18 protein-coding genes are annotated in these 20471 nt (G+C 64.9%); 15 read left to right on the top strand and 3 right to left on the bottom strand.

The window, feature by feature from the left end:
- Window positions 1-25: 25 nt before the first annotated feature.
- From aspT (AC6LJW_RS10640) to AC6LJW_RS10580, 13 genes are all read left to right on the top strand, one after another.
- On the top strand, window positions 26-1717 hold the full coding sequence (gene aspT, locus AC6LJW_RS10640; RefSeq protein ID WP_056567622.1) for an aspartate-alanine antiporter: 1692 nt from the start codon (window positions 26-28) through the stop codon (window positions 1715-1717).
- Window positions 1718-1824: 107 nt separating this feature from the next.
- A complete protein-coding gene (locus AC6LJW_RS10635; RefSeq protein WP_056567620.1) occupies window positions 1825-3645 on the top strand; it encodes a bifunctional aspartate transaminase/aspartate 4-decarboxylase in 1821 nt (606 codons plus the stop codon).
- 99 nt (window positions 3646-3744) lie between these two features.
- Window positions 3745-5445, top strand: coding sequence for an aspartate-alanine antiporter (gene aspT, locus AC6LJW_RS10630; protein ID WP_498087217.1), 1701 nt, complete (start codon window positions 3745-3747; stop codon window positions 5443-5445).
- Between the two features lie 210 nt (window positions 5446-5655).
- Complete coding sequence (locus tag AC6LJW_RS10625) at window positions 5656-6297, top strand: peroxiredoxin (protein WP_056567613.1); 642 nt, start codon at window positions 5656-5658, stop codon at window positions 6295-6297.
- Window positions 6298-6510: 213 nt separating this feature from the next.
- A complete protein-coding gene (locus AC6LJW_RS10620; RefSeq protein WP_427986504.1) occupies window positions 6511-7539 on the top strand; it encodes a sulfate ABC transporter substrate-binding protein in 1029 nt (342 codons plus the stop codon).
- A gap of 24 nt (window positions 7540-7563) precedes the next feature.
- Window positions 7564-8454, top strand: a complete 891-nt coding sequence (cysT, locus tag AC6LJW_RS10615) for a sulfate ABC transporter permease subunit CysT (RefSeq protein ID WP_427986505.1) — start codon at window positions 7564-7566, stop codon at window positions 8452-8454.
- On the top strand, window positions 8451-9350 hold the full coding sequence (gene cysW / locus AC6LJW_RS10610; protein WP_056567606.1) for a sulfate ABC transporter permease subunit CysW: 900 nt from the start codon (window positions 8451-8453) through the stop codon (window positions 9348-9350). The genes cysT and cysW overlap by 4 nt, the downstream gene beginning before the upstream one ends.
- A 27-nt stretch (window positions 9351-9377) precedes the next feature.
- On the top strand, window positions 9378-10442 hold the full coding sequence (locus tag AC6LJW_RS10605) for a sulfate/molybdate ABC transporter ATP-binding protein (protein ID WP_056567602.1): 1065 nt from the start codon (window positions 9378-9380) through the stop codon (window positions 10440-10442).
- On the top strand, window positions 10439-11179 hold the full coding sequence (locus AC6LJW_RS10600; protein WP_056567599.1) for a phosphoadenylyl-sulfate reductase: 741 nt from the start codon (window positions 10439-10441) through the stop codon (window positions 11177-11179). Before AC6LJW_RS10605 ends, AC6LJW_RS10600 begins: the two co-directional genes overlap by 4 nt.
- A gap of 10 nt (window positions 11180-11189) precedes the next feature.
- Window positions 11190-12098, top strand: a complete 909-nt coding sequence (gene cysD / locus AC6LJW_RS10595) for a sulfate adenylyltransferase subunit CysD (protein WP_498087216.1) — start codon at window positions 11190-11192, stop codon at window positions 12096-12098.
- Between the two features lie 42 nt (window positions 12099-12140).
- Window positions 12141-13439 (top strand): sulfate adenylyltransferase subunit 1, encoded by a 1299-nt coding sequence (locus AC6LJW_RS10590; RefSeq protein WP_056567593.1) that lies wholly within the window; start codon window positions 12141-12143, stop codon window positions 13437-13439.
- A gap of 211 nt (window positions 13440-13650) precedes the next feature.
- Window positions 13651-15096, top strand: coding sequence for a PA0069 family radical SAM protein (locus AC6LJW_RS10585; protein ID WP_498087215.1), 1446 nt, complete (start codon window positions 13651-13653; stop codon window positions 15094-15096).
- Window positions 15097-15172: 76 nt separating this feature from the next.
- Window positions 15173-15700, top strand: coding sequence for a hypothetical protein (locus AC6LJW_RS10580; protein ID WP_498087214.1), 528 nt, complete (start codon window positions 15173-15175; stop codon window positions 15698-15700).
- Window positions 15701-15717: 17 nt separating this feature from the next.
- On the opposite strand, the gene AC6LJW_RS10575 is transcribed toward AC6LJW_RS10580, so the two are convergent.
- A complete protein-coding gene (locus AC6LJW_RS10575; RefSeq protein ID WP_056567584.1) occupies window positions 15718-16590 on the bottom strand; it encodes an EamA family transporter in 873 nt (290 codons plus the stop codon).
- A 320-nt stretch (window positions 16591-16910) separates the two neighbouring features.
- Here AC6LJW_RS10575 and rplS point away from each other — a divergent pair, with 320 nt between their 5' ends.
- On the top strand, window positions 16911-17291 hold the full coding sequence (gene rplS / locus AC6LJW_RS10570; protein WP_056567581.1) for a 50S ribosomal protein L19: 381 nt from the start codon (window positions 16911-16913) through the stop codon (window positions 17289-17291).
- 123 nt (window positions 17292-17414) lie between these two features.
- Complete coding sequence (locus tag AC6LJW_RS10565) at window positions 17415-18146, top strand: CoA pyrophosphatase (protein ID WP_056567579.1); 732 nt, start codon at window positions 17415-17417, stop codon at window positions 18144-18146.
- 118 nt (window positions 18147-18264) lie between these two features.
- Here AC6LJW_RS10565 and rsgA read toward each other — a convergent pair whose 3' ends face one another.
- Both rsgA and AC6LJW_RS10555 read right to left on the bottom strand, forming a co-directional pair.
- Entirely contained in the window at window positions 18265-19167 is a 903-nt protein-coding gene (gene rsgA / locus AC6LJW_RS10560) for a ribosome small subunit-dependent GTPase A (protein WP_056567576.1), read from the bottom strand.
- Window positions 19164-20414: a M48 family metallopeptidase gene (locus AC6LJW_RS10555; RefSeq protein ID WP_498087213.1), complete on the bottom strand. Its 1251-nt coding sequence runs from the start codon at window positions 20412-20414 to the stop codon at window positions 19164-19166. Before AC6LJW_RS10555 ends, rsgA begins: the two co-directional genes overlap by 4 nt.
- Window positions 20415-20471 lie beyond the last annotated feature (57 nt).

Below are 20471 nucleotides of genomic sequence, written 5' to 3'. Positions count from 1 at the left end.
CTGTACAGAACGAAGGAGATTCGTGATGGAATGGTTCTTTGACACGCTACGTAAGTTCCCAGAGCTGGCGATTTTCTTGACCCTGGGCCTGGGTTATTGGATCGGGGCCAAGAAAATCTTCGGATTCAATCTGGGCGCAGTGACCGGGACATTATTGGTGGGCGTCCTGGTCGGCCAGCTCAATATCTCGATTGCTCCCATTCTGAAGCAGGTGTTCTTCCTGCTTTTTCTTTTTGGTCTTGGCTACGGCGTGGGACCACAATTCTTCCGCGGCATGAAAAGCGATGGCCTGCCCCAGGTCATTTTTGCCGTCATCATCTGCGTGCTCTGCCTGCTGGTCACCTGGGTGACCGCCATCGGATTCGGCTTTGATGCCGGGACCGGCGCGGGGCTGCTGTCCGGTGCGCAGACCATCTCGGCGGTCATGGGCGTGGCGACCGACACGATCAACGGGCTGTCCGTTGACGCGGCGACCAAGAAGCAGTGGATCGACAACATTCCCGTCGCCTACGCGGTCTGCTACATCTTCGGCACGGTCGGCAGCGCCTGGCTGCTTGCTTCCCTCGGTCCCAAGCTGATGCGCGTGGACATCGTGAAGGAATGCAAGGAGTACGAGGCCAAGATGTCCGGCGGTGCCGATTCGATGGAGCTGTCGGGCTACCGCAAGTTCACCGCGCGGGCCTACCGGTTGGACCACACGGAATACGTCGGCAAGACGGTGGGCGAACTGGAAGCGAAGTTCGTGGACGCCCGGGTCTTTGTCGAGCGCATCCGGCGCGGCGACCAGGTCATGGACGCCGACTCCACCACCGCGCTGCAGGCCGGCGACGTGCTGGGCGTGACGGGCCGCCATGACGCGCTGGTGCTGCAGGCGGCGGGCCTGATCGGCACCGAGGTCGAGGACCGCGACGTCATCAATCTGCCGGCGGAGATCGTCGAAGTCGTGCTGACCAACAAGAATGTGGCCGGCAAGACCCTCAAGGAGCTTGCCGAAAACGAGACCGTGCGCCAACTGGGCCGGGGCGTGTTCCTGCGCAAGGTCGTGCGCGGCGGCCACGAGATGCCGGTCAACTGGGGCCTGAAACTGGACCGAGGCGACCGCCTCTTCATCCTCGGCGCGACGCGCGACGTCGAACGGGTGGTCAGCAAGCTGGGCTATGTGGACCGCGCCACGAACCAGACAGACATGGTGTTCGTGGGCTTCGGCATCCTGCTGGGCGGCCTGTTCGGCACGCTGGTGCTGACGGTGGGCGGCATTCCTATAACGCTCTCGACATCCGGCGGCGCGCTGATCTCCGGGCTGATCTTCGGCTACCTGCGGTCCGTGCATCCGACCTTCGGGCGCGTGCCGGAGCCGGTGCACTGGTTCCTGACATCGGTGGGCCTGACCGCATTCGTCGCGGTGGTGGGCATTGTGTCGGGACCGGGCTTCGTGCAGGGCTTCCAGCAGCTGGGCGCAAAGCTCTTCATCGCGGGCGTCATCGCCACCAGCATCCCGATGATCCTGGGCGTGCTCATTGCCCGCTACGTCTTCAAGTTCCACCCCGCCATCTCATTAGGCGTGTGCGCGGGGGCGCGGACCACCACCGCAGCGATCGGTCAGATCACCGAGACGGCCAAGAGCCAGGTCCCGGCGCTTGGCTACACGGTGCCTTACGCCATCGGCAATACCCTGCTCATCATCTGGGGCATTGTCATCGTCATGCTCATGGCTTAGCAGGACTGCCCGCAAGTTCCGGCTTGCGGGTGCTACAGAGAAGCGCGGCAATCATAACGGCGCCCGTCTTCATGGCGCCTGTCAAAACGCACACCAGGAGTACACAAATGGCTTCCACTGCGCCCGTCACCGTCAGCCTGGCCTCGGCCCTGAAGACCACTCGTTCCCACCAACGCGACCTGGAGCAGCTGTCCCCGTTCGAACTGAAGGACTACCTGATCACGCTGGCCAAGGACAACCAACAGTCGGCCGCCGCCACCATGTTGAACGCGGGGCGCGGCAACCCCAACTGGATCGCCACCGAACCGCGGGACGCGTTTTTCCTGATGGGCCGGTTCGCCATGAAGGAGGCGCGCCGGGTGCGCGACGATGGCATTCTGGCGGGCATGCCTGCCAAGAAAGGGTGCGCCGACCGGCTGCGCAAGTTTCTTTCCAAGCACAAGGGCGAAGATGGCTACGATTTTCTGGTCGGGGTGCTGGAATACGGCGTCAAGGTCAAGGGGTTCGATCCGGATGAGTGGATCCATGAACTGACCGACAGCATTATCGGCGACCACTATCCCGTGCCGCCCCGCGCGCTGGTGCACACCGAGCAGATCATCCACGACTACCTGGTCAAGGAAATGTGCGACGGCAGCCCGCCGAAGGGCAAATTCGACCTCTTCCCGGTGGAAGGCGGCACAGCCGCCATGTGCTACATCTTCGATTCGCTGATGGTCAACGGCCTCTTGAAGCAGGGCGATACCATCGCGTTGTTCCTGCCGACGTTCACGCCCTACATCGAGATCGCGCACCTGGAGCGCTTCCAGTTCAAGATCGTTGGCATCAACGCCAGCAGCCTGCGCGCCGACGGCACGCACGATTGGCACTATCCGGCCTCGGAAATCGCCAAGCTGGAGGATCCCAAGATCAAGCTGGCGGTTACGGTGAACCCCAGCAATCCGCCGTCGGTGGCGTTCAGCCCCGCCGAGATGAAGCAGATCGTGCGCATCATCCGCAAGAATCCCGATTTGGTGCTGGTGACCGATGACGTGTACGGCACCTTCGTGCCGAACTTCCGGTCGCTGATGGCCGAGGTGCCGCAGAACACCATCTGCGTGTACTCGTTCTCGAAGAATTTCGGCTGCACGGGCTGGCGTCTGGGCGTCATCGCCACGCACGAGAACAACACGATGGACCGGCGCATTGCCGAGCTGCCCGCGTCCTGGAAAAAACGCCTGGACAAGCGTTACGGCGCCATGACGATGGAGCCCGAAAAGCTCAAGTTCATCGACCGCCTGGTTGCCGACAGCCGCGAGGTGGCGCTGAACCACACGGCAGGGTTGTCGTTGCCGCAGCAGGTGCAGATGGGTTTTTTTGCGCTTTCGCACTTGCTGGACCTGAAGGACGCCTACAAACACCTGACGATGCAGATCGTGCGCAGCCGGCGCGACGCGTTGTGGCGCGGGCTGGGCATCCCGATGCCGCCGGAAGATCCGATGCGCGGCTGGTACTACGTCGAACTGGACTTCATGGTCTGGGCCAAGATCATGTACGGCGACGCGTTCTGCAAATACATGATCGACAACTACGAGCCGGTGGACTTCCTGTTCCGCCTGGCGGAGAAATCGGGCGTGGTGCTGATGGATGGCGGCGGTTTCGGCGGCCCGGCGTGGTCGATCCGCATCTCGCTGGCGAACCTGGACGATGCGGACTACGCCAAGATCGGCAAGTACATGGTTGAATCCGCGACCGAGTACGTCGAAGCGTGGAAGGCGTCCGAGCTGGTGCGTTCCGGCCCGACGGCGGGCAAGGGCCAGACGGTCAAGGCATCGGCCGCCAAAAAGCGCGCGGCAGCCGGCAAGACCGCCGCCAAGAAGGCCGTGAAGAAGGCCGTAAAGAAAGCGGACACGGCAGCCAAGTCGGCCAAGAAGGCGACCGCGAAGTAGGAAGTTGTGCGGCGGGCAACCGTGCAGCAGGCAACTGCAGCGCGGCCAACCGCAGCGCAGGCCATTGCACAGTAGGCAACAACAGGGCGGCGTGAACTCATGACGTGTTCGGTCGGGTTTTTCAATAGCGTTCCCATCGCGGTGCTGTTCGTCACGGTGGGTCTGGGATACCTGATCGGCAAGCTGAAGGTCGGGCCGATTCAGCTTGGCGGCGTGTGCGGCACGCTTATCGTCGCCCTGCTGATCGGCCAGACGGGCTGCCAGATGCGCGGCGACCTGAAGGAGGTCGCGTTTGCCCTGTTCATCTTTGCGATGGGCTACTCCGGTGGCCCGCAGTTCTTCGCGAATCTCAACCGGTCCAGCCTGCGCTATGTGGTCCTGCCGCTGATCGAGGCGGTGCTGGTGCTGACGATCGTGCTGGCAGCCGTGCCGCTGTTCGGGCTGGATGCCGGCACCGCTGCAGGCCTGGCCGCGGGCGCAGCCACCGAATCGGCCGTGGTGGGCACCGCCGCCGAGGCGCTCAAGCACCTGGGGCTGCCGGACGCGGAAGTGCAGCGCATGGAGGCCAACATCGCCACGGCCTACACGCTGACCTATCTGGTGGGCCTCATCAGCATCGTGTTCTTCACCAGCCAGGTGGCGCCCGCGCTGCTGCGCATCAACCTGCGCGAGGCGTCCAAGGCGTTGGAGGCCAAGCTGGGCGCGGCGCCCGGCGACAACGACGAGGCCAGCCTGCCGACGCTGCCGCGCCTGGTGGGACGCGCCCACGTGGTCAAGGACGTCGATGGCAAGCGGGTGGGCGACGTCGAGGCCCTGCTGGGCGGGCGCACCGTCATCAGCCGCGTCCTGCGCAACGGCGAGGCGGTCGACGCCACGCCCGAGTATGTGCTTGCGACCGGCGACATCGTCGTGGTGCTGGGACTGCGGCGCTTTGCGTTGCGGGCCGGGTCGGTGATCGGCCCGGAAATCCAGTTGCCCGAGGCGCACGCGGATGATCTGCAATTGAGCGAGCTGCAGGTCATCGTCAGCAAGAAGACCGTGAACGGCCACACGGTGGGCGAGCTGGCCCTGCGGCCCAACGCCCAGCGCGCGCGAGGCGTGTTCCTGCAATCCATCTCGCGCTCGGGCCATGTGCTGCCCCTGACGCCCGCGACGGTGGTGCAGTTTGGCGATCTGGTCACGCTGGTGGGCGCGCAGCCCGAGCTTTCCGAGGCGGGCGCGGCGCTGGGATCCGAACTGCGCCGCAGCGGCGTGACGGACCTGGTCTTTCTGGCGTTCGGCATTCTGGCCGGGCTGATGATCGGCAGCCTGGGAGCAAGGCTGTGGGGGATTCCGGTCTCGCTGGGCAGCGGGGGCGGGGCGCTGGTCAGCGGTCTGGTCTGCGGCTGGATCAATGCCAAGCGGCCGTCGATCGGGCACATGCCGGCCCACGCGGTGCAACTGCTCAAGGACCTGGGTCTGGCGATCTTCGTGGCGTGCGTGGGCTTGTCGGCCGGGCCGGATGCGGTGTCGCTGATCCGCGAGCACGGCGCGGTGCTGCCGCTGATCGGCCTGCTGGTGTCGCTGGGACCGGCGTGCCTGTCGCTGTGGGTGGGGCACAAGCTGCTGAAGATCGAGGGGCCGCTTCTGGTGGGCGCCATTGCCGGGCAGCACGTCAGTACACCGGCCATCAGCGCCATCCTGACGGCCAGCGGCAGCTCCGTGCCGCTTCTGGGCTACACGGTGACCTACGCCATCGCCAATGTGCTGCTGCCGGTGCTGGGACCGATCATCGTGTCCCTGGCGTATCACCTGAGTTGAGGCGCTCCGCGTCAGCCGATGAGACGGCTTCGAATATTGCATAAGGTTATATGACTTGCGTATTTCCTAGCCTAAAGGTTTGATGGAAGAATCGTTTCACAAGCGGTGACGTCACACCCGGCACCCTCCGCCGCGAAACGCTATTGCCCGCTGCAGTCCATGCCGGACGGTCAGCCGGCCCCTTCAACTGAATCCCGTACAGGAGACACCATGAGTCAACTACGCCTGGGCGACATCGCCCCTGATTTCGAGCAGGAATCCTCGGCTGGCAAGATCCGCTTCCACGAGTATCTGGGCAACAGCTGGGGGGTGCTGTTCTCGCATCCGGCCGATTTCACGCCGGTTTGCACGACCGAGCTGGGCTACACGGCCAAGCTGGCCGACGAGTTTGCCAAGCGCAATGTGAAGGTCCTGGCCCTGTCGGTCGATGGTGCCGATTCGCACGCCAAGTGGATCGAAGACATCAACGACACGCAATCGACGACGGTCAACTTCCCGATCATCGCCGACAAGGACCGCAAGGTTTCCGAGCTGTACGACATGATCCACCCGAATGCCAGCGCCACGGCGACCGTGCGCTCGGTGTTTGTCATCGATCCGAACAAGAAGGTTCGTCTGACCATCACGTATCCCGCCAGCACGGGCCGCAATTTCAATGAAATCCTGCGCGTCATCGATTCGCTGCAACTGACCGACAGCCACAGCGTGGCCACGCCGGTCAACTGGGAAGACGGCGACGACGTCATCATCGTTCCGTCCCTGCAGGACGAAGCGGTGATCAAGGAAAAATTCCCGAAGGGCTACAAGGCCGTGCGTCCGTACCTGCGCATCACGCCGCAACCGAATAAGTAAATTCGAAAAATGGGGGGTTGCCCCCCCGGCTTGAACGCGGTCCCGCGCCGCCCGAACCGTCGCGATCTTCATAGAGGATCGCGACGGTTTTTCGTTGTTGGGATGCTTGTCCTATATGCCTCTTGGCGATGAGCAACCAAATAATGATTCGTTCCGTTCAGATCGGCCTACACGCAAACTTGCCTCCACATTGCAGATCACAGGGAGCAAGGGATGTCTTTCAGGAAAGCCGGTTGGTTGGCCGCCTTGGCCGCAGTGACGGTTTCATTCGCCGCGATTGCGCCGGCGCAGGCGCAGCAGAAGCAGACGCTGCTGAACGTTTCTTACGATCCGACGCGCGAACTCTACCGCGCGATCGATGACGCCTTCATCAAGCAGTACAAGGAGAAGGCGAACGTCGATCTGACGATCCGCCAGTCGCACGGCGGTTCCGGCCGCCAGGCGCGCTCGGTGATCGACGGGCTGGAAGCCGACGTCGTGACGCTGGCGCTGGCCTACGACATCGACGCCATCGCCGACCGCGGCCTCTTGCCTGAGAACTGGCAAGCCCGCCTGCCGCAGAACAGCTCGCCGTATACGTCCACCATCGTGTTTCTGGTGCGCAAGGGCAACCCCAAGCAGATCAAGGACTGGGACGACCTGCTCAAGGACGGCGTGCAGGTCATCACGCCCAATCCCAAGACCTCGGGCGGCGCCCGCTGGAACTACCTGGCGGCCTGGGCCTACGCGCTGGAAAAGAACGGCGGCAGCGAAGACAAGGCGCGCGCCTTCGTCGGCGACCTGCTCAAGCACGTGCCGGTGCTGGATACCGGCGCGCGCGGCGCCACCACGACGTTCGTGGAGCGCGGCGTGGGCGACGTGCTGCTTGCCTGGGAAAACGAGGCCTTCCTGGCGCAGGAGGAACTGGGGCCGGACAAGTTCGACATCGTGGTGCCGTCGCTGTCCATCCTGGCCGAGCCGCCGGTGGCCATCGTCGACAAGGTCGTGGACAAGAAGGGCACCCGCGCCGCCGCGCAGGCCTATCTGGAATTCCTGTACACCCCGGCCGCGCAGGAGATCATCGCCAAGAACTACTACCGTCCGCTGGACAAGACGGTCGCCGCCAAATACGAGGCCAAGTTCCCCAAGGTCAAGCTCGTCACCATCGACGACAAGATCTTCGGCGGCTGGCGCAAGGCGCAGAAGGATCACTTCAGCGACGGCGGCACCTTCGACCAGATCTACCAGCCGCAGAAGAAGTAACTGCATAACGTTCGGACGACGGCCATGACTTCAGCCTCGAACCCGGCGGCAAACGGCGCGCAAGCGCCTTTTGCCGTTCGGCGCAACAGCCCGGGCGTGCTGCCCGGATTCGGTATTTCCATGGGCTACGCGGTGCTGTATCTCAGCGTGCTCGTGCTGATCCCGCTGGCCGCCTTGCCCATCAAGAGCGCGGGGCTGGGATGGCAGGGCTTTTGGGACGCGGTGACCGCGCCCCGCGTGATGGCCTCGTACCAGCTGACCTTCGGCGCCTCGCTCATCGCGGCGCTGGTGAACCTGGTGTTCGGCACGGTCGTCGCGTGGGTGCTGGTGCGCTATCGCTTTCCGGGAAAGAAGATCCTGGATGCGCTGGTCGACCTGCCATTCGCGCTGCCGACGGCGGTGGCGGGCATCGCGCTGACTGCGCTGTATTCGCAGAAGGGCTGGCTGGGCGGTCCGCTGTCCGAATGGTTCGGCCTGAAGGTGGCGTTCACGCCGCTGGGCATCGTCATTGCGCTCATCTTCATCGGCGTGCCGTTCGTCGTGCGCACGGTGCAGCCGGTGCTGGAAGACGTGGAGCGCGAGATCGAGGAAGCGGCCGCCAGCCTGGGCGCGGACCGCTGGCAGACCTTCCGGCGCGTGCTGCTGCCGACGATCATGCCGGCCCTGATGACGGGCTTTGCGCTGGCGTTCGCGCGCGCGGTGGGCGAATACGGCTCCGTGGTGTTCATCGCCGGCAACATGCCGATGGTGTCCGAGATCACGCCGCTGCTGATCATTTCCAAGCTGGAGCAGTTCGACTACGCCGGCGCGGCCGCCATCGCGACCGTGATGCTGGTGCTGTCGTTCGTGCTGCTCCTCATCATCAACCTGTTGCAGGGCTGGCAGGCGCGCCGCGGCCTGGGGAGGCAGTCATGAGCGCACCGGATCGTCCCGCTCACCTGACCGAGCCGCGCTGGGTGCGCGGCATTCTGCTGTTCATCGCGCTGGGATTTCTGGCGCTGTTTCTGCTGGTGCCGCTGGCGGCCGTGTTCGCCGAGGCCTTCAGGAAGGGATGGGCGCTGTACCTGGACGCCATCGTCGAGCCCGACGCCCTGGCGGCGATCCGGCTGACGCTGCTGGTCGCGGCCATCGCCTTGCCGGTGAACCTGGTGTTCGGCGTGGCCGCCGCGTGGGCCATTACCAAGTTCCAGTTCCGGGGCAAACAGTTCCTCATCACGCTCATCGACCTGCCGTTCTCAGTGTCGCCGGTGGTCGCGGGCCTGGTGTTCGTGCTGCTGTTCGGCTCGCAGGGCTGGTTTGGCGAATGGCTGCAGGCGCACGACATCAAGATCGTCTACGCGGTGCCCGGCATCATCCTGGCGACGTTGTTCGTGACGTTTCCCTTTGTGGCGCGCGAGCTGATCCCGCTGATGCAGGCGCAGGGCAGCGAGGAAGAGCAGGCCGCGCTGACGCTGGGCGCGAGCGGCTGGCAGATCTTCTGGCGCGTGACGCTGCCGAACATCAAGTGGGGTTTGTTGTACGGCGCGATCCTGTGCAATGCACGGGCCATGGGCGAGTTCGGCGCGGTGTCGGTCGTGTCGGGCCAGATCCGCGGGCTGACCAACACGATGACGCTGCACGTCGAGATTCTCTACAACGAATATCAGTATTCCGCGGCGTTTGCCGTCGCCTCGCTGCTCGCGCTGCTGGCGCTGGTGACGCTGGTGGCAAAGAACGTGGTCGAGTGGCGCAACGCGCGCCTTCAGCAGGGCGCGGACCAGCCGGTGGAGTACCCCGGCGCCGCGGTGGCCATCAAGCCGGCGGTCGCCTGACGCGACCGCCCGGGCAAGGAGACAGGCATGAGTATCGAAGTACGCAATCTATCCAAGCGGTTCGGTCAGTTCCGCGCGCTGAACGACGTGTCGCTGCACATCGAGACCGGCGAACTGGTGGCGCTGCTGGGACCGTCGGGCTGCGGCAAGACGACGCTGCTGCGCATCATCGCCGGGCTGGAATCTGCCGATTCGGGCAGCGTGCTGTTCGCCGGCGAGGACGCCACGGCTGTTGACGTGCGCCAGCGCCAGGTCGGATTCGTGTTCCAGCACTACGCGCTGTTCAAGCACATGACGGTGTTCGAGAACGTGGCGTTCGGGCTGCGCGTGAAGCATCGCTCGCAGCGCCCGTCCGAGGACCAGATCAAGCGCAAGGTGCACGATCTGCTGGGCCTGGTGCAACTGGACTGGCTGGCCGACCGCTATCCGGCGCAGTTGTCCGGCGGGCAGCGCCAGCGCATCGCCCTGGCGCGCGCGCTGGCGGTCGAGCCGCGCGTGCTGCTGCTGGACGAGCCCTTTGGCGCCCTGGACGCCAAGGTCCGCAAGGAACTGCGCCGCTGGCTGCGGCGGCTGCACGATGAACTGCACGTGGCCAGCGTGTTCGTCACGCACGACCAGGAAGAGGCGCTGGAGGTCTCGGACCGCGTGGTGCTGATGAACGCCGGCCGCATTGAACAGGTGGGCACGCCCCGCGAGGTCTGGGAAGGGCCGGCCACGCCATTCGTCTACGGCTTCCTGGGCGACGTGAACCAGCTTCAGGGCACCGCCACGCGCGGCGTGTTCCAAGGCGCCGGCCTGTCGCTGCCCGCGCCGGAACTGGCGCAGGCCGACGCGCAGCGCGCCACGGCCTATGTACGGCCGCACGAATTCGAGGTCGAGCGTTATCGCGCCGGTGCCGAAGGCATCCCGGTGCGCCTGTCGCACGCCTATCTGGCCGGTCCCAGCGCGTATCTGGAACTGGCGCGCCAGGATACGGACGCGATCATCGAGGCCGAGGTGCCCGAGTCGCTGTACCAGGAGCTCAACCTGCGGGACGGCGAGATCCTGCTCGCGCGTCCCCGCCGGGCGCGCATCTTCGCGGTGCAACCATGACGACGACCGATACCTCCGTTGAACTGGCCCCGGCGCTGGCTGCGCGCTGGCGCGATCTGACGGCGCGTCTGGCGGACATCCAGCGCCGTTATCCGGATGCCGCGCTGGCGTCGTCGCTGGCGGCCGAAGACTTGGTGCTGACCCATGCCATCTACGACTCGGGCCTGGACCTGGAAGTCTTCACGCTGGACACGGGCCGGCTGCACGCCGAGACGTTGGGCGTGCTGGACGCCGTGCGTCAGCGCTACGGCCGTGAAGTCACCGTGTACCGGCCCGTTCAGGCGGCGGTCGACGAACACGTCGCGGCGCATGGCGCGTATGCCTTTTACGAAAGCGTCGACCTGCGCAAGGCCTGTTGCCAGATTCGCAAGGTCGAGCCGCTCAAGCGTGCGCTGTCCGGCCGCGGCGCCTGGATCACCGGGCAGCGGCGCGCGCAGTCCACGACGCGCGGCGAGCTGCAGCTGGAAGAGGACGATGCGACCTTCGGCCTCTACAAGTTCAACCCGCTGGCCGAGTGGAGCGAGGACGAGATCTGGTCCGCCATCCGCGCGCTCGGCATTCCCTACAACCCGCTGCACGACCAGGGCTACCCGTCCATCGGTTGCGAACCCTGTACGCGCGCGATCCGCCCCGGCGAAGACCTGAGGGCAGGGCGCTGGTGGTGGGAGTCGTCCGACTCGAAGGAATGCGGCCTGCACGCGGGCAACCGGGTCATCACCATTTCAAAATTGTTTTAGGGGAATACCTATGTCTGCCGTGATCCAACGCAGCCACCTGGATTGGCTGGAATCGGAAGCGATCTTCATCCTGCGCGAAGTCGCCGCCGAATGTGAAAAGCCTGTCCTGCTCTTTTCGGGCGGCAAGGACTCCGTGGTGCTGCTGCGCCTGGCCGAAAAGGCCTTCCGGCCGGGGCGCTTTCCGTTTCCGCTGATGCACATCGACACCGCCCACAACTTCGACGAGGTGATCGCCTTTCGCGACGCCCGCGCGGCCGAGCTGGGCGAAACCCTGATCGTGCGCAGCGTTGAAGACTCGATCAGGCGCGGCAGCGTTGTGCTGCGCCGCGAGACCGATTCGCGCAACGCGGCGCAGGCGGTGACGCTGCTGGAAGCCATCGAGGAGTTCGGGTTTGACGCCTGCATCGGCGGCGCGCGCCGCGATGAGGAAAAGGCTCGGGCCAAGGAACGCATCTTTTCGTTCCGCGACGAGTTCGGCCAGTGGGATCCCAAGGCCCAGCGCCCCGAACTCTGGAACCTGTTCAACACCCGCGTGCATCGCGGCGAGAACATGCGCGTCTTCCCGATCTCGAATTGGACCGAGCTGGACGTCTGGCAGTACATCCAGCGCGAACAGCTGGCGCTGCCCCCGATCTATTTTGCGCATGAGCGCGAGGTGGTGCGCCGCAAGGGCCTCTTGGTGCCGGTCACCCGCCTGACGCCGCCGGCCGACGGCGAACAGGTCGAACGCCTGTCCGTCCGGTTCCGCACCGTGGGCGATATCTCGTGCACGTGCCCGGTTGCCTCCGACGCCACCGACACCATGGCCATCATCGCCGAGACCGCCGTGACGGACATCACGGAGCGCGGCGCCACGCGCATGGACGACCAGACTTCCGAGGCCTCGATGGAGCGCCGCAAGAAGGAAGGCTATTTCTGAATGAGATGACGCGTCGGCGCATGCCGGCGTCTGGGGAACTACATGAACGCACTGAACGATTCCTTTCTTTCCGGCGCCGACACCGGCGTGCTGCGCCTGATCACGGCCGGCTCCGTCGACGATGGCAAATCCACGCTGATCGGCCGCCTGCTGTATGACAGCAAGGGCGTCTTCGCCGACCAGCTGGACGCGATTTCACGCGCCAAGCACAAGCGCGTGGCGGGCGACGGCATCGACTTTTCGCTCTTGACCGACGGCCTGGAAGCCGAGCGGGAGCAGGGCATCACCATCGACGTCGCCTACCGCTACTTCTCGACGCCTTCGCGCAAGTTCATCATTGCCGACGCGCCGGGCCACGAGCAGTACACGCGCAACATGGTGACCGGCGCGTCCACCGCGGACGTCGCCGTCATCCTGATCGACGCGACTCGCGCCGCCGACGGCAAGCTGCTGCCGCAGACCAAGCGGCACAGCACCATCGCGCGCCTCTTGGGCATCCGCCACATCGTGGTCGCGGTGAACAAGATGGACCTGGTGGATTGGGACCGCGCGGTGTTCGAACGCATCCGCGACGCCTATGCGGACCTGGCGGTCAAGCTGGGCATTCCCCACTTCGACGCGTTGCCGTTGTCGGCGCTGAGCGGCGACAACGTCGTCACGCTGTCCGGCAAGACGCCCTGGTACGAAGGGCAGCCGCTGCTTGCGCTGCTGGAATCGCTGGACCTGTCGGGCGACGGCCGCACCTTGCCGCTGCGCTTTCCGGTGCAATGGGTGTCGCGCCATGGCGGCGATCGCGCGGACGATTTTCGCGGCTATGCCGGCCGCGTTGCCAGTGGCGTGCTGCGCCCCGGCGACGAAGTGACGGTGCAGCCGTCGGGCGTGACGGCGGTGGTGCAGGAGGTGCGCGCCTTTGATCGTGCGCTCGATGAAGCTGTGGCCGGCGATTCGATCACGTTGGTGCTGGACCGCGATGTCGACGTGTCGCGCGGCGACGTGATCGTGCACACCGCCGCGCCGGCGCAGGTGTCGCGCGAGTTCGAAGCCGAGCTGTGCTGGCTGGATGCGCAGGCGTTGAATCCCGCGCGCAAATATCTGCTGAAGTCGGGCACGCGGCTTACGTCGGCGAAGGTGCGTGCCGTGTTATCGCATCGGGATATTCATGAACTGCAGGAGGTCGAGAACACCGAAGGCACGCTGCGCATGAACGACATCGGCCGCGTCACGCTGACGACTCGCGAGTCGTTGGCGGTTGATCGTTATGACGATGTGGCGGCGACCGGCGCGTTCATTTTGATCGACGAAACCACGCATCAGACCGCTGCGGCGGGGATGCTGCGGTAAACCGCAAGACAGGTGAAAAAACGGGCCCTGGGGCTCGTTTTTCTATGTTGTTTTTCGTCCAAACCCAATGCTGGTGCGGGTTTCCGGGCCATCTCGCAAGATGAAATCGAATTGTTCAGACGATGTCTTCTTCTTGCGGTAAAGTTGGGCTGTCTTACGAAAAGGCTTTTGGTGCTTGTCAAAACCACTGTGTTTTTGTACAGTAGTTTTTATGGCACGCACCGATCATTCTTTTCCCGCCGGTTCTGGGTCCCCGGCTGCCGCCCCCGCCGCCTTGCGCGGTCGGGGTGCGGTTACTAATGTTCGGCATCGCTTTCAGCGCGATGACCGCGTGCAGGTCGACGACGGCTGGTCAGCTTCCGGCCTGCCTGCCGACTTTGTTGAGTCCGTCCCCGATTCAGCCTTTGACGGTTCAGCCTCCGACGCCTCAATCTCGCAGACTGCAGGCCCCGCTGGCAGCGCCACCGTCATTCCCATCCTGCCCGACACGCGCTCCGCGCCGCCCGCACCCAAGACCACGGTCACGGCGGAAGAGGCGCGCAAGATCCTGTCGCGCAACGATTCGCCGGATATCCCTTTTGACGTTGCCGCCAACCCGTACCGCGGGTGCGAGCACGGTTGCGTGTACTGCTATGCCCGGCCCACGCATTCCTACCTGGGCTATTCGCCGGGGCTGGATTTCGAAACGCGCCTGGTCGCCAAGGCCAATGCCGTGGAAGCCCTGCGCGCGGAACTTGCCCGTCCCGGCTACAAGCCGTCGCCCATCAATATCGGCTCGGCCACCGACGCCTATCAGCCCATCGAGCGCGACTGGCGCCTCACGCGCGGCATGCTCGAACTCGCGCTCGAAACCCGCCATCCGGTCACCATCGTCACCAAGAACGCGCTGGTCGCCCGCGACCTGGACTTGCTGGCAGCCCTGGCGCAGCAGAACCTCGTGGTGGTCTACATCAGCATCACCACGCTGGACGCCGGCATGGCCCGCACGCTCGAACCCCGCGCCGCTGCGCCGTGGCGCCGCCTGGAAGCGGTGCGCAGCCTGACCGACGCCGGCGTGCCGGTGGGCGTGCTGGTGGCGCCGGTCATCCCGTTCATCAACGACGAGTCCATGGAGCACATCCTCCAAGAGGCCAAGGCGGCTGGCGCCCATTACGCCAGTTACACGGTCCTGCGCCTGCCCTGGGAGGTCAAGACCCTGTTCGAGGACTGGCTCAACGCTCATTACCCGGACCGCGCGCAACGCGTCCTGCACCGCATCGAAGACCTGCGCAACGGCCGCCGCAACGATCCCAACTTCGGGTCGCGCATGCGCGGCACGGGCATCTGGGCCGACCTGCTGCGCCAGCGCTTTACGGTTGCCACGCGCAAGCTGGGGCTTAACCGTACGCGCCTGTCACTCGATTGCAGCCGGTTTGTACCGCCTGCGGGTCCCGGCGCGTCGGCATCCCTGTTCGATGGCGCGGCGCCCGGTGGCGAGGCTACGGGCAATGCGGTCAGCTCCGGCACCGCCGCTACCGATTTTCAATCCCCGGTTGATGCGAAAGCGTCTTCAGGGGTCCCTTTTCCTGGTGGTTTGCCTGCGGTCAGCGGCGCATACGGGCGCGGTGCGCGCCAGTTGCGCGCCATGGCGGCTGGCCAATTGTCTTTGTTCGATTGACCGCAGGCCGCAGTTGCCTCGGGTGCATGCCAGGGCGAATCGCCCCGGCGCTGGAACGTTTATCCAAGGAGTTCCCATGAACACCGCTGATTTTTCCGTCCTGCCGGATGAGCTCGTCGTTTCCCTGAATCCGCTGCGCCGCGGCGCCAGCCGCGCTCGGGCCTTCTGCGCCCGCCTGGCAGGCATGGCCATGCCCTGGAACGGCACGATGTCCGGCCAGCCCGCGCGGGCCACACGCATGCCAGCCCGCTGGCCGTTCCCGCCGGCGCCCACGCCCGAGGAAGTGTCGGGCGGCGCCCGGGTGGCTGGCGTAGCAGTGGGCGGTGGTGTGCCCGACGCTGGCGCAACGGTAGCCGGCGCACCGGGGGCTGACGTCCCTGCGGCCGGCTCCCTCGCGGCGCTCCCCGTTGCGGGCGCATCCGCCGTCTCCCCGGCGGCGTCTGCCGCTGCGGTGGCGCGTGATCACAGCATCGGAGACGCCAAGGCGCAGCCGGTGGCAAACCAGCTCACGATGAAAGCCATGATCACGGACGTGGTGCTGGTGTTGGCCTGGGGCGCGATGATCCCCGGCCTGATGTGGTTGGGCGTGGCCGGCGGCTTCTGATGGCCGCGGCGCGGGGTTCAGCTCGATCCCAGCAGGATCACGCCCGCCAGAATGGACACGCAACCGGCCAGACGGCCCACGCCCACTTTTTCCCGCAGCAGGAACATGCCGGCCAGGGTGCCGAGCATCATGGACATTTCCCGGGCAGGCGCCACCAGGCTTAGCGGCGCGCCGTTGCGCAACGCATACAGCACCAGGATGTACCCCAGCGGCGACAAAAACCCCACGGCCAGCGCCAGGTGCCAATGTCCTCGCATCGATTCCCACGATTGCGTAGGGCGGCGCAGCATGTGCGGGGTCATCATGGCGGTGCGGGTGACACAGGTAAACCAATCGAACAGCACCGGACTGATCAGCAGCACTTTCACGCCGTACGCGTCCACCACCGTATAGGCCGCGATGAACAGGCCGATCACCACGCCCCAGCGCACGCCGATCCATGCCTGCGCCTGCTTGAAGATGGCCAGCCGTCCTTGGGTGGCGATCAGCAGCACCCCCGCCACGACGCACAACATGCCGACGATGCCGGTGCTGGTGGCGGGTTCGCCCAGCAGCAGGAAGGCGCCCGTCGTGGAAAGCAGGGGGCCAGTGCCCCGGGCGATCGGGTACACCACGGACAGGTCAGCCACCTGATAGCCTCGCTGGAGGCACAGGCTGTAGCCCAGATGCAACAGGCTGGACGTCAGGATCGCGCCCACAACCGGCCAGGTCCAGTTCATGCCGTCGTGCATCAACACCCAGATCACCCACGGCGCATACAGCACCGAGGCGCAGAGCCCGTAGGCAAACACGAACGGTGCGCCCACCATGGCCGCGCGCTTGGCAAGGAGGTTCCACGTGGCGTGGGCCATTGCCGCCAGGACGACCAATATCAGGGACGAGTGCGACATGAGGGAACAGCGTCAGATGACGTGTTTGTTACAGGGAGTTGGAAGGGTACCGCAAACCTTGCTGAAGGCGCACATGTTACCCGAGGCTCTGGGGAATTTTTGGTGTAGAATCATTGGTTTGCCAAATCTCATCCTCTGCTTGCGGCATAGCATCGCGACATAGGTACACAGCCCAGGTTCAAAGCTCAGGCTCGAAGCCCAGCTCAAAGGGAATCCGCGTTACTGATAACTGCGGACAACTGCTGAGAACGTCGCCATGCACACAACATTGATCGGCAAATAGTTTTAGTCCGCAAAGACATGATGATCTAGGAGTTCACATGAACCTCATCGCTATCCTGGAACAGGAAGAAATTGCCCGTCTGACCGGCGGTCAAGCCAAGCCTGAATTTGCTCCTGGTGACACCGTCATCGTGAGCGTCAACGTCGTTGAAGGCACCCGCAAGCGCGTGCAGGCTTTCGAAGGCGTTGTTATCGCCAAGCGCAATCGCGGCCTGAACTCCGCGTTCACCGTGCGCAAGATTTCGTCGGGTGAAGCCGTGGAACGTACGTTCCAGCTGTACTCGCCGCAAATCGCCAGCATCGAAGTGAAGCGCCGCGGTGACGTGCGCCGCGCCAAGCTGTACTACCTGCGCTCGCGCTCGGGCAAGTCGGCTCGCATCAAGGAAAAGCTGGTCAGCAAGCAAGCCTCCGCGGCTTGATCGCTTATCGGTACACGGCCCTGACAGTGTCGGACGTTCACGCCAATCCGCGTTTCCGTCCGGCACGGTTTTCCGGGTTAAAAAGGCACCTGCGAGGGTGCCTTTTTTCTTATTTCCAAGCGTATGTCTGATACCTCGTCCTCCGCGCGGCCCCGACGGCCGCTGGCGCGTCCCGGATTCGATCCGGCGACGCAACCGTGGGTGGTGGCCAACGAATCGCTGCCGCCCGTGCCTACCCGCCTGCTGACGCCGGATTCCCTGCGCGGCACGCTGAGCCAGCCGTCCACCTGGACGCTTGAGCTGTCGCGCGACAACGATCTTCGCTATCCCGGCCGCGAGGGCACACCCGTGCCGGCGGCCGTGCTGATCCCGCTGGTGACGCGCGATGAAGGCGTGAACATCATGCTGACGCAGCGTGCCGCGCATCTGCACGATCACGCGGGCCAGATCAGCTTTCCCGGCGGGCGCATCGAGACCAGCGACGCCAACCCCGAGGCCGCGGCGCTGCGCGAAGCGCAAGAGGAAACGGGCCTGCCGGCCAATTATGTGGAAGTGCTGGGCAGCATGCCGCCGTACCTGACGGCCACCGGCTTTTCGATCATTCCCGTGGTGTCGCTGGTGCGGCCCGGTTTCGAACTGGCGCCCGACGCGTTCGAAGTGGCCGAGGTGTTCGAGGTGCCGCTGTCGTTCCTGATGGATCCGGCCAATCATCGTCTGTACGAAGCCCGGCTCGATGACGGACGGGTGCGTCAGTATTACGGCATGCCGTACGGCAAGCACTTCATCTGGGGCGCCACCGCGGGCATGCTGCGCAATCTCTATCACCTGCTGCGCCACGGGTTCGCGCCGCGCTGATCCGCCTGGGAACAGACGGCCTTGCGGTCCGATCTAGGCGAACGGTCTGGATAACAAACAGCCCCGCATAAGCTAACGGCCCCGATCGGGGCCGTTTTCAATGGGACAGCGTCACCCGTCAGTAGCGCTGCTGGCCCGCCAGGTTTTCCTCGAGGATGCGCTCGTACAGCGCGTACCGCGCCGCATCGATCTTGCCGTCCCGCAGTGCCGCCACCACCCCGCAGCCGGGTTCGTGGCGGTGGGTGCAGTTGTAGAAGCGGCATGCTTCGATGGGCTGCGTGAACTCCGGAAACCCGCGGATGATGTCGTCCCGCGTCAGGTGATGCAGCCCGAAGGCCTGGAATCCGGGCGAGTCGATCAGGTCGCCGCCCGGCGCCGGCAGATGATAGAGCCGAGTGCTGGTCGTGGTGTGCTTGCCCATGTCCAGCGCGGTGGAGTGCTCGCGTGTCGCCGCGGCGGCGTCCGGCACCAGCGCGTTGAGCAGCGTGGACTTGCCCATGCCGCTCTGGCCCAGCAGCAGGTTCGTGCGGCCGGCCAGGCGCGGCGCGAGCAGCGTGTGGACGTTCTCGGGTTCGAGTGCGCTCAGTTCGATGATGTCCACGCCCAGCGCCGCAATGGGCGCAAGCCGTGCGCGAGCGGCCGGCAGCTCGTCGGTCAGGTCGGTCTTGTTCAGGACGATGAGCGGCGCGATGCCGGCGCTCCATGCGCCTGCCAGTGCGCGGCCGGTAAGGTCGTCCGAAAACGTGGGCCGGACAGCCACGACGATCAGCAGCTGGTCGACATTGGACGCAAACTGCTTGGACCGCATTTCGTCGGAACGATAGAGCAGGTTGCTGCGCGGCAGAATGGCGTCGATGGCGCCTTCGTCCTTGCCTTGCGGCGTGATCTTGACCCGGTCGCCTACCGCGGCGCCGGTCTTCTTGCCACGGGGGAAGCACTTGCGCAGGGCGCCATCGGCCAGTTCCACGGTGTAGTGGCGGCCATGCGCGGCGATGATGCGGCCTTCCATCGGCGCGCTCATGCGGTGGCCGCCATCAGGTGGCGGATGCGCACGGCGGCAGGAGGGTGACTGTCGTAAAAGGCGGAATGCACAGGGTCGGGTGTCAGGGTTGCAGCGTTGTCGTCGAACAGCTTGACCAGCGCCGAGACCAGGTGGTCGGGCGAGCTCTGTTCGGCGGCATAGCGATCCGCTTCGAATTCGTCGCGGCGCGAATACCAGCTGGCCAAGGGTGTCAGCATGAAGGTGAATACAGGAATGACCAGGAAGAACAGCAACAGGGCCATGGCGTCGTTGCGGCCGCCCAATTGCGGCATCACGCCCAGGCTCACATAGAACCACGGCTGCTGGGCAATCCAGCCCAGGATCCCAAAGAACACCAGCGCGGCGGCAAAGCTGAAGATCACGCGCTTGATGATGTGGCGTTTGGCGAAATGCCCCAGCTCGTGCGCCAGCACGGCCTCGATTTCGTCGGCGTTAAGGCGGGCCAGCAGGGTGTCGAAGAACACGATGCGGCGGGATTTTCCGAAGCCCGTGAAATAGGCGTTGCCGTGGGCCGAGCGGCGCGAGCCGTCCATCACGAACAGGCCATTCAAGGCAAAGCCGCAGCGCTGCGCCAGACCTTGGATGCGGGCAGTCAGTTCCGAGTCTGACAGCGGTGTGAACTTATTGAAGAGCGGAGCGATGAACATCGGGTAGATGATCCACAGGGCCAGATTGAACACCGACCACAGGGCCCACGCCCATACCCACCAATAGGCGCCGGCGCTGCCCATCAGCCACAGCACCGCCGCTACCAGCGGCAGACCCAGCACCGCCGCGACCATCAGGCCCTTGGCGGCGTCGGCCACAAACAACCCAGGCGTCATGCGGTTAAAGCCAAAGCGCGCTTCCAGCTTGAACTGCCGCCAAAGCGTGAACGGCAGACCCAGCAGGCCCAGCAGCAGCGCAACCACCACCAGCAGCAGCATCTGCCGCACGAAGTCGTTGCTGGTAAGCTGGCTGACCATCAGGTCGATGAACTGCAGGCCGCCCAATAGCGTCAGCGCGACCAGCACCAGGGCGTCATAGGTGCGCTCGAGCATGCCCAGCCGAACCCGTGCCACGGTGTAATCCGCCGCCCGCTGATGGCTGGACAACCCGATGCGATGGGAGAATTCCGCAGGCACCTGGTCGCGATTGCGGGCGACATGGCGGATCTGGCGTGACGCCAGCCACATGCGCACGGCAATATCGGTCAGCAGGAAGGCAACGAACAGCAGTGTGAACATGGACAATGCGTTTTGCTCAAGAGGGATGTGCGAAAATCGCGCGTTTTAAAGGCAAAT

It is taken from the genome of Achromobacter sp. 1012554356 (assembly GCF_059760815.1).
Note: the sequence above shows the minus strand (reverse complement) of the source record. Positions and strands in the feature narration are given on the sequence as shown.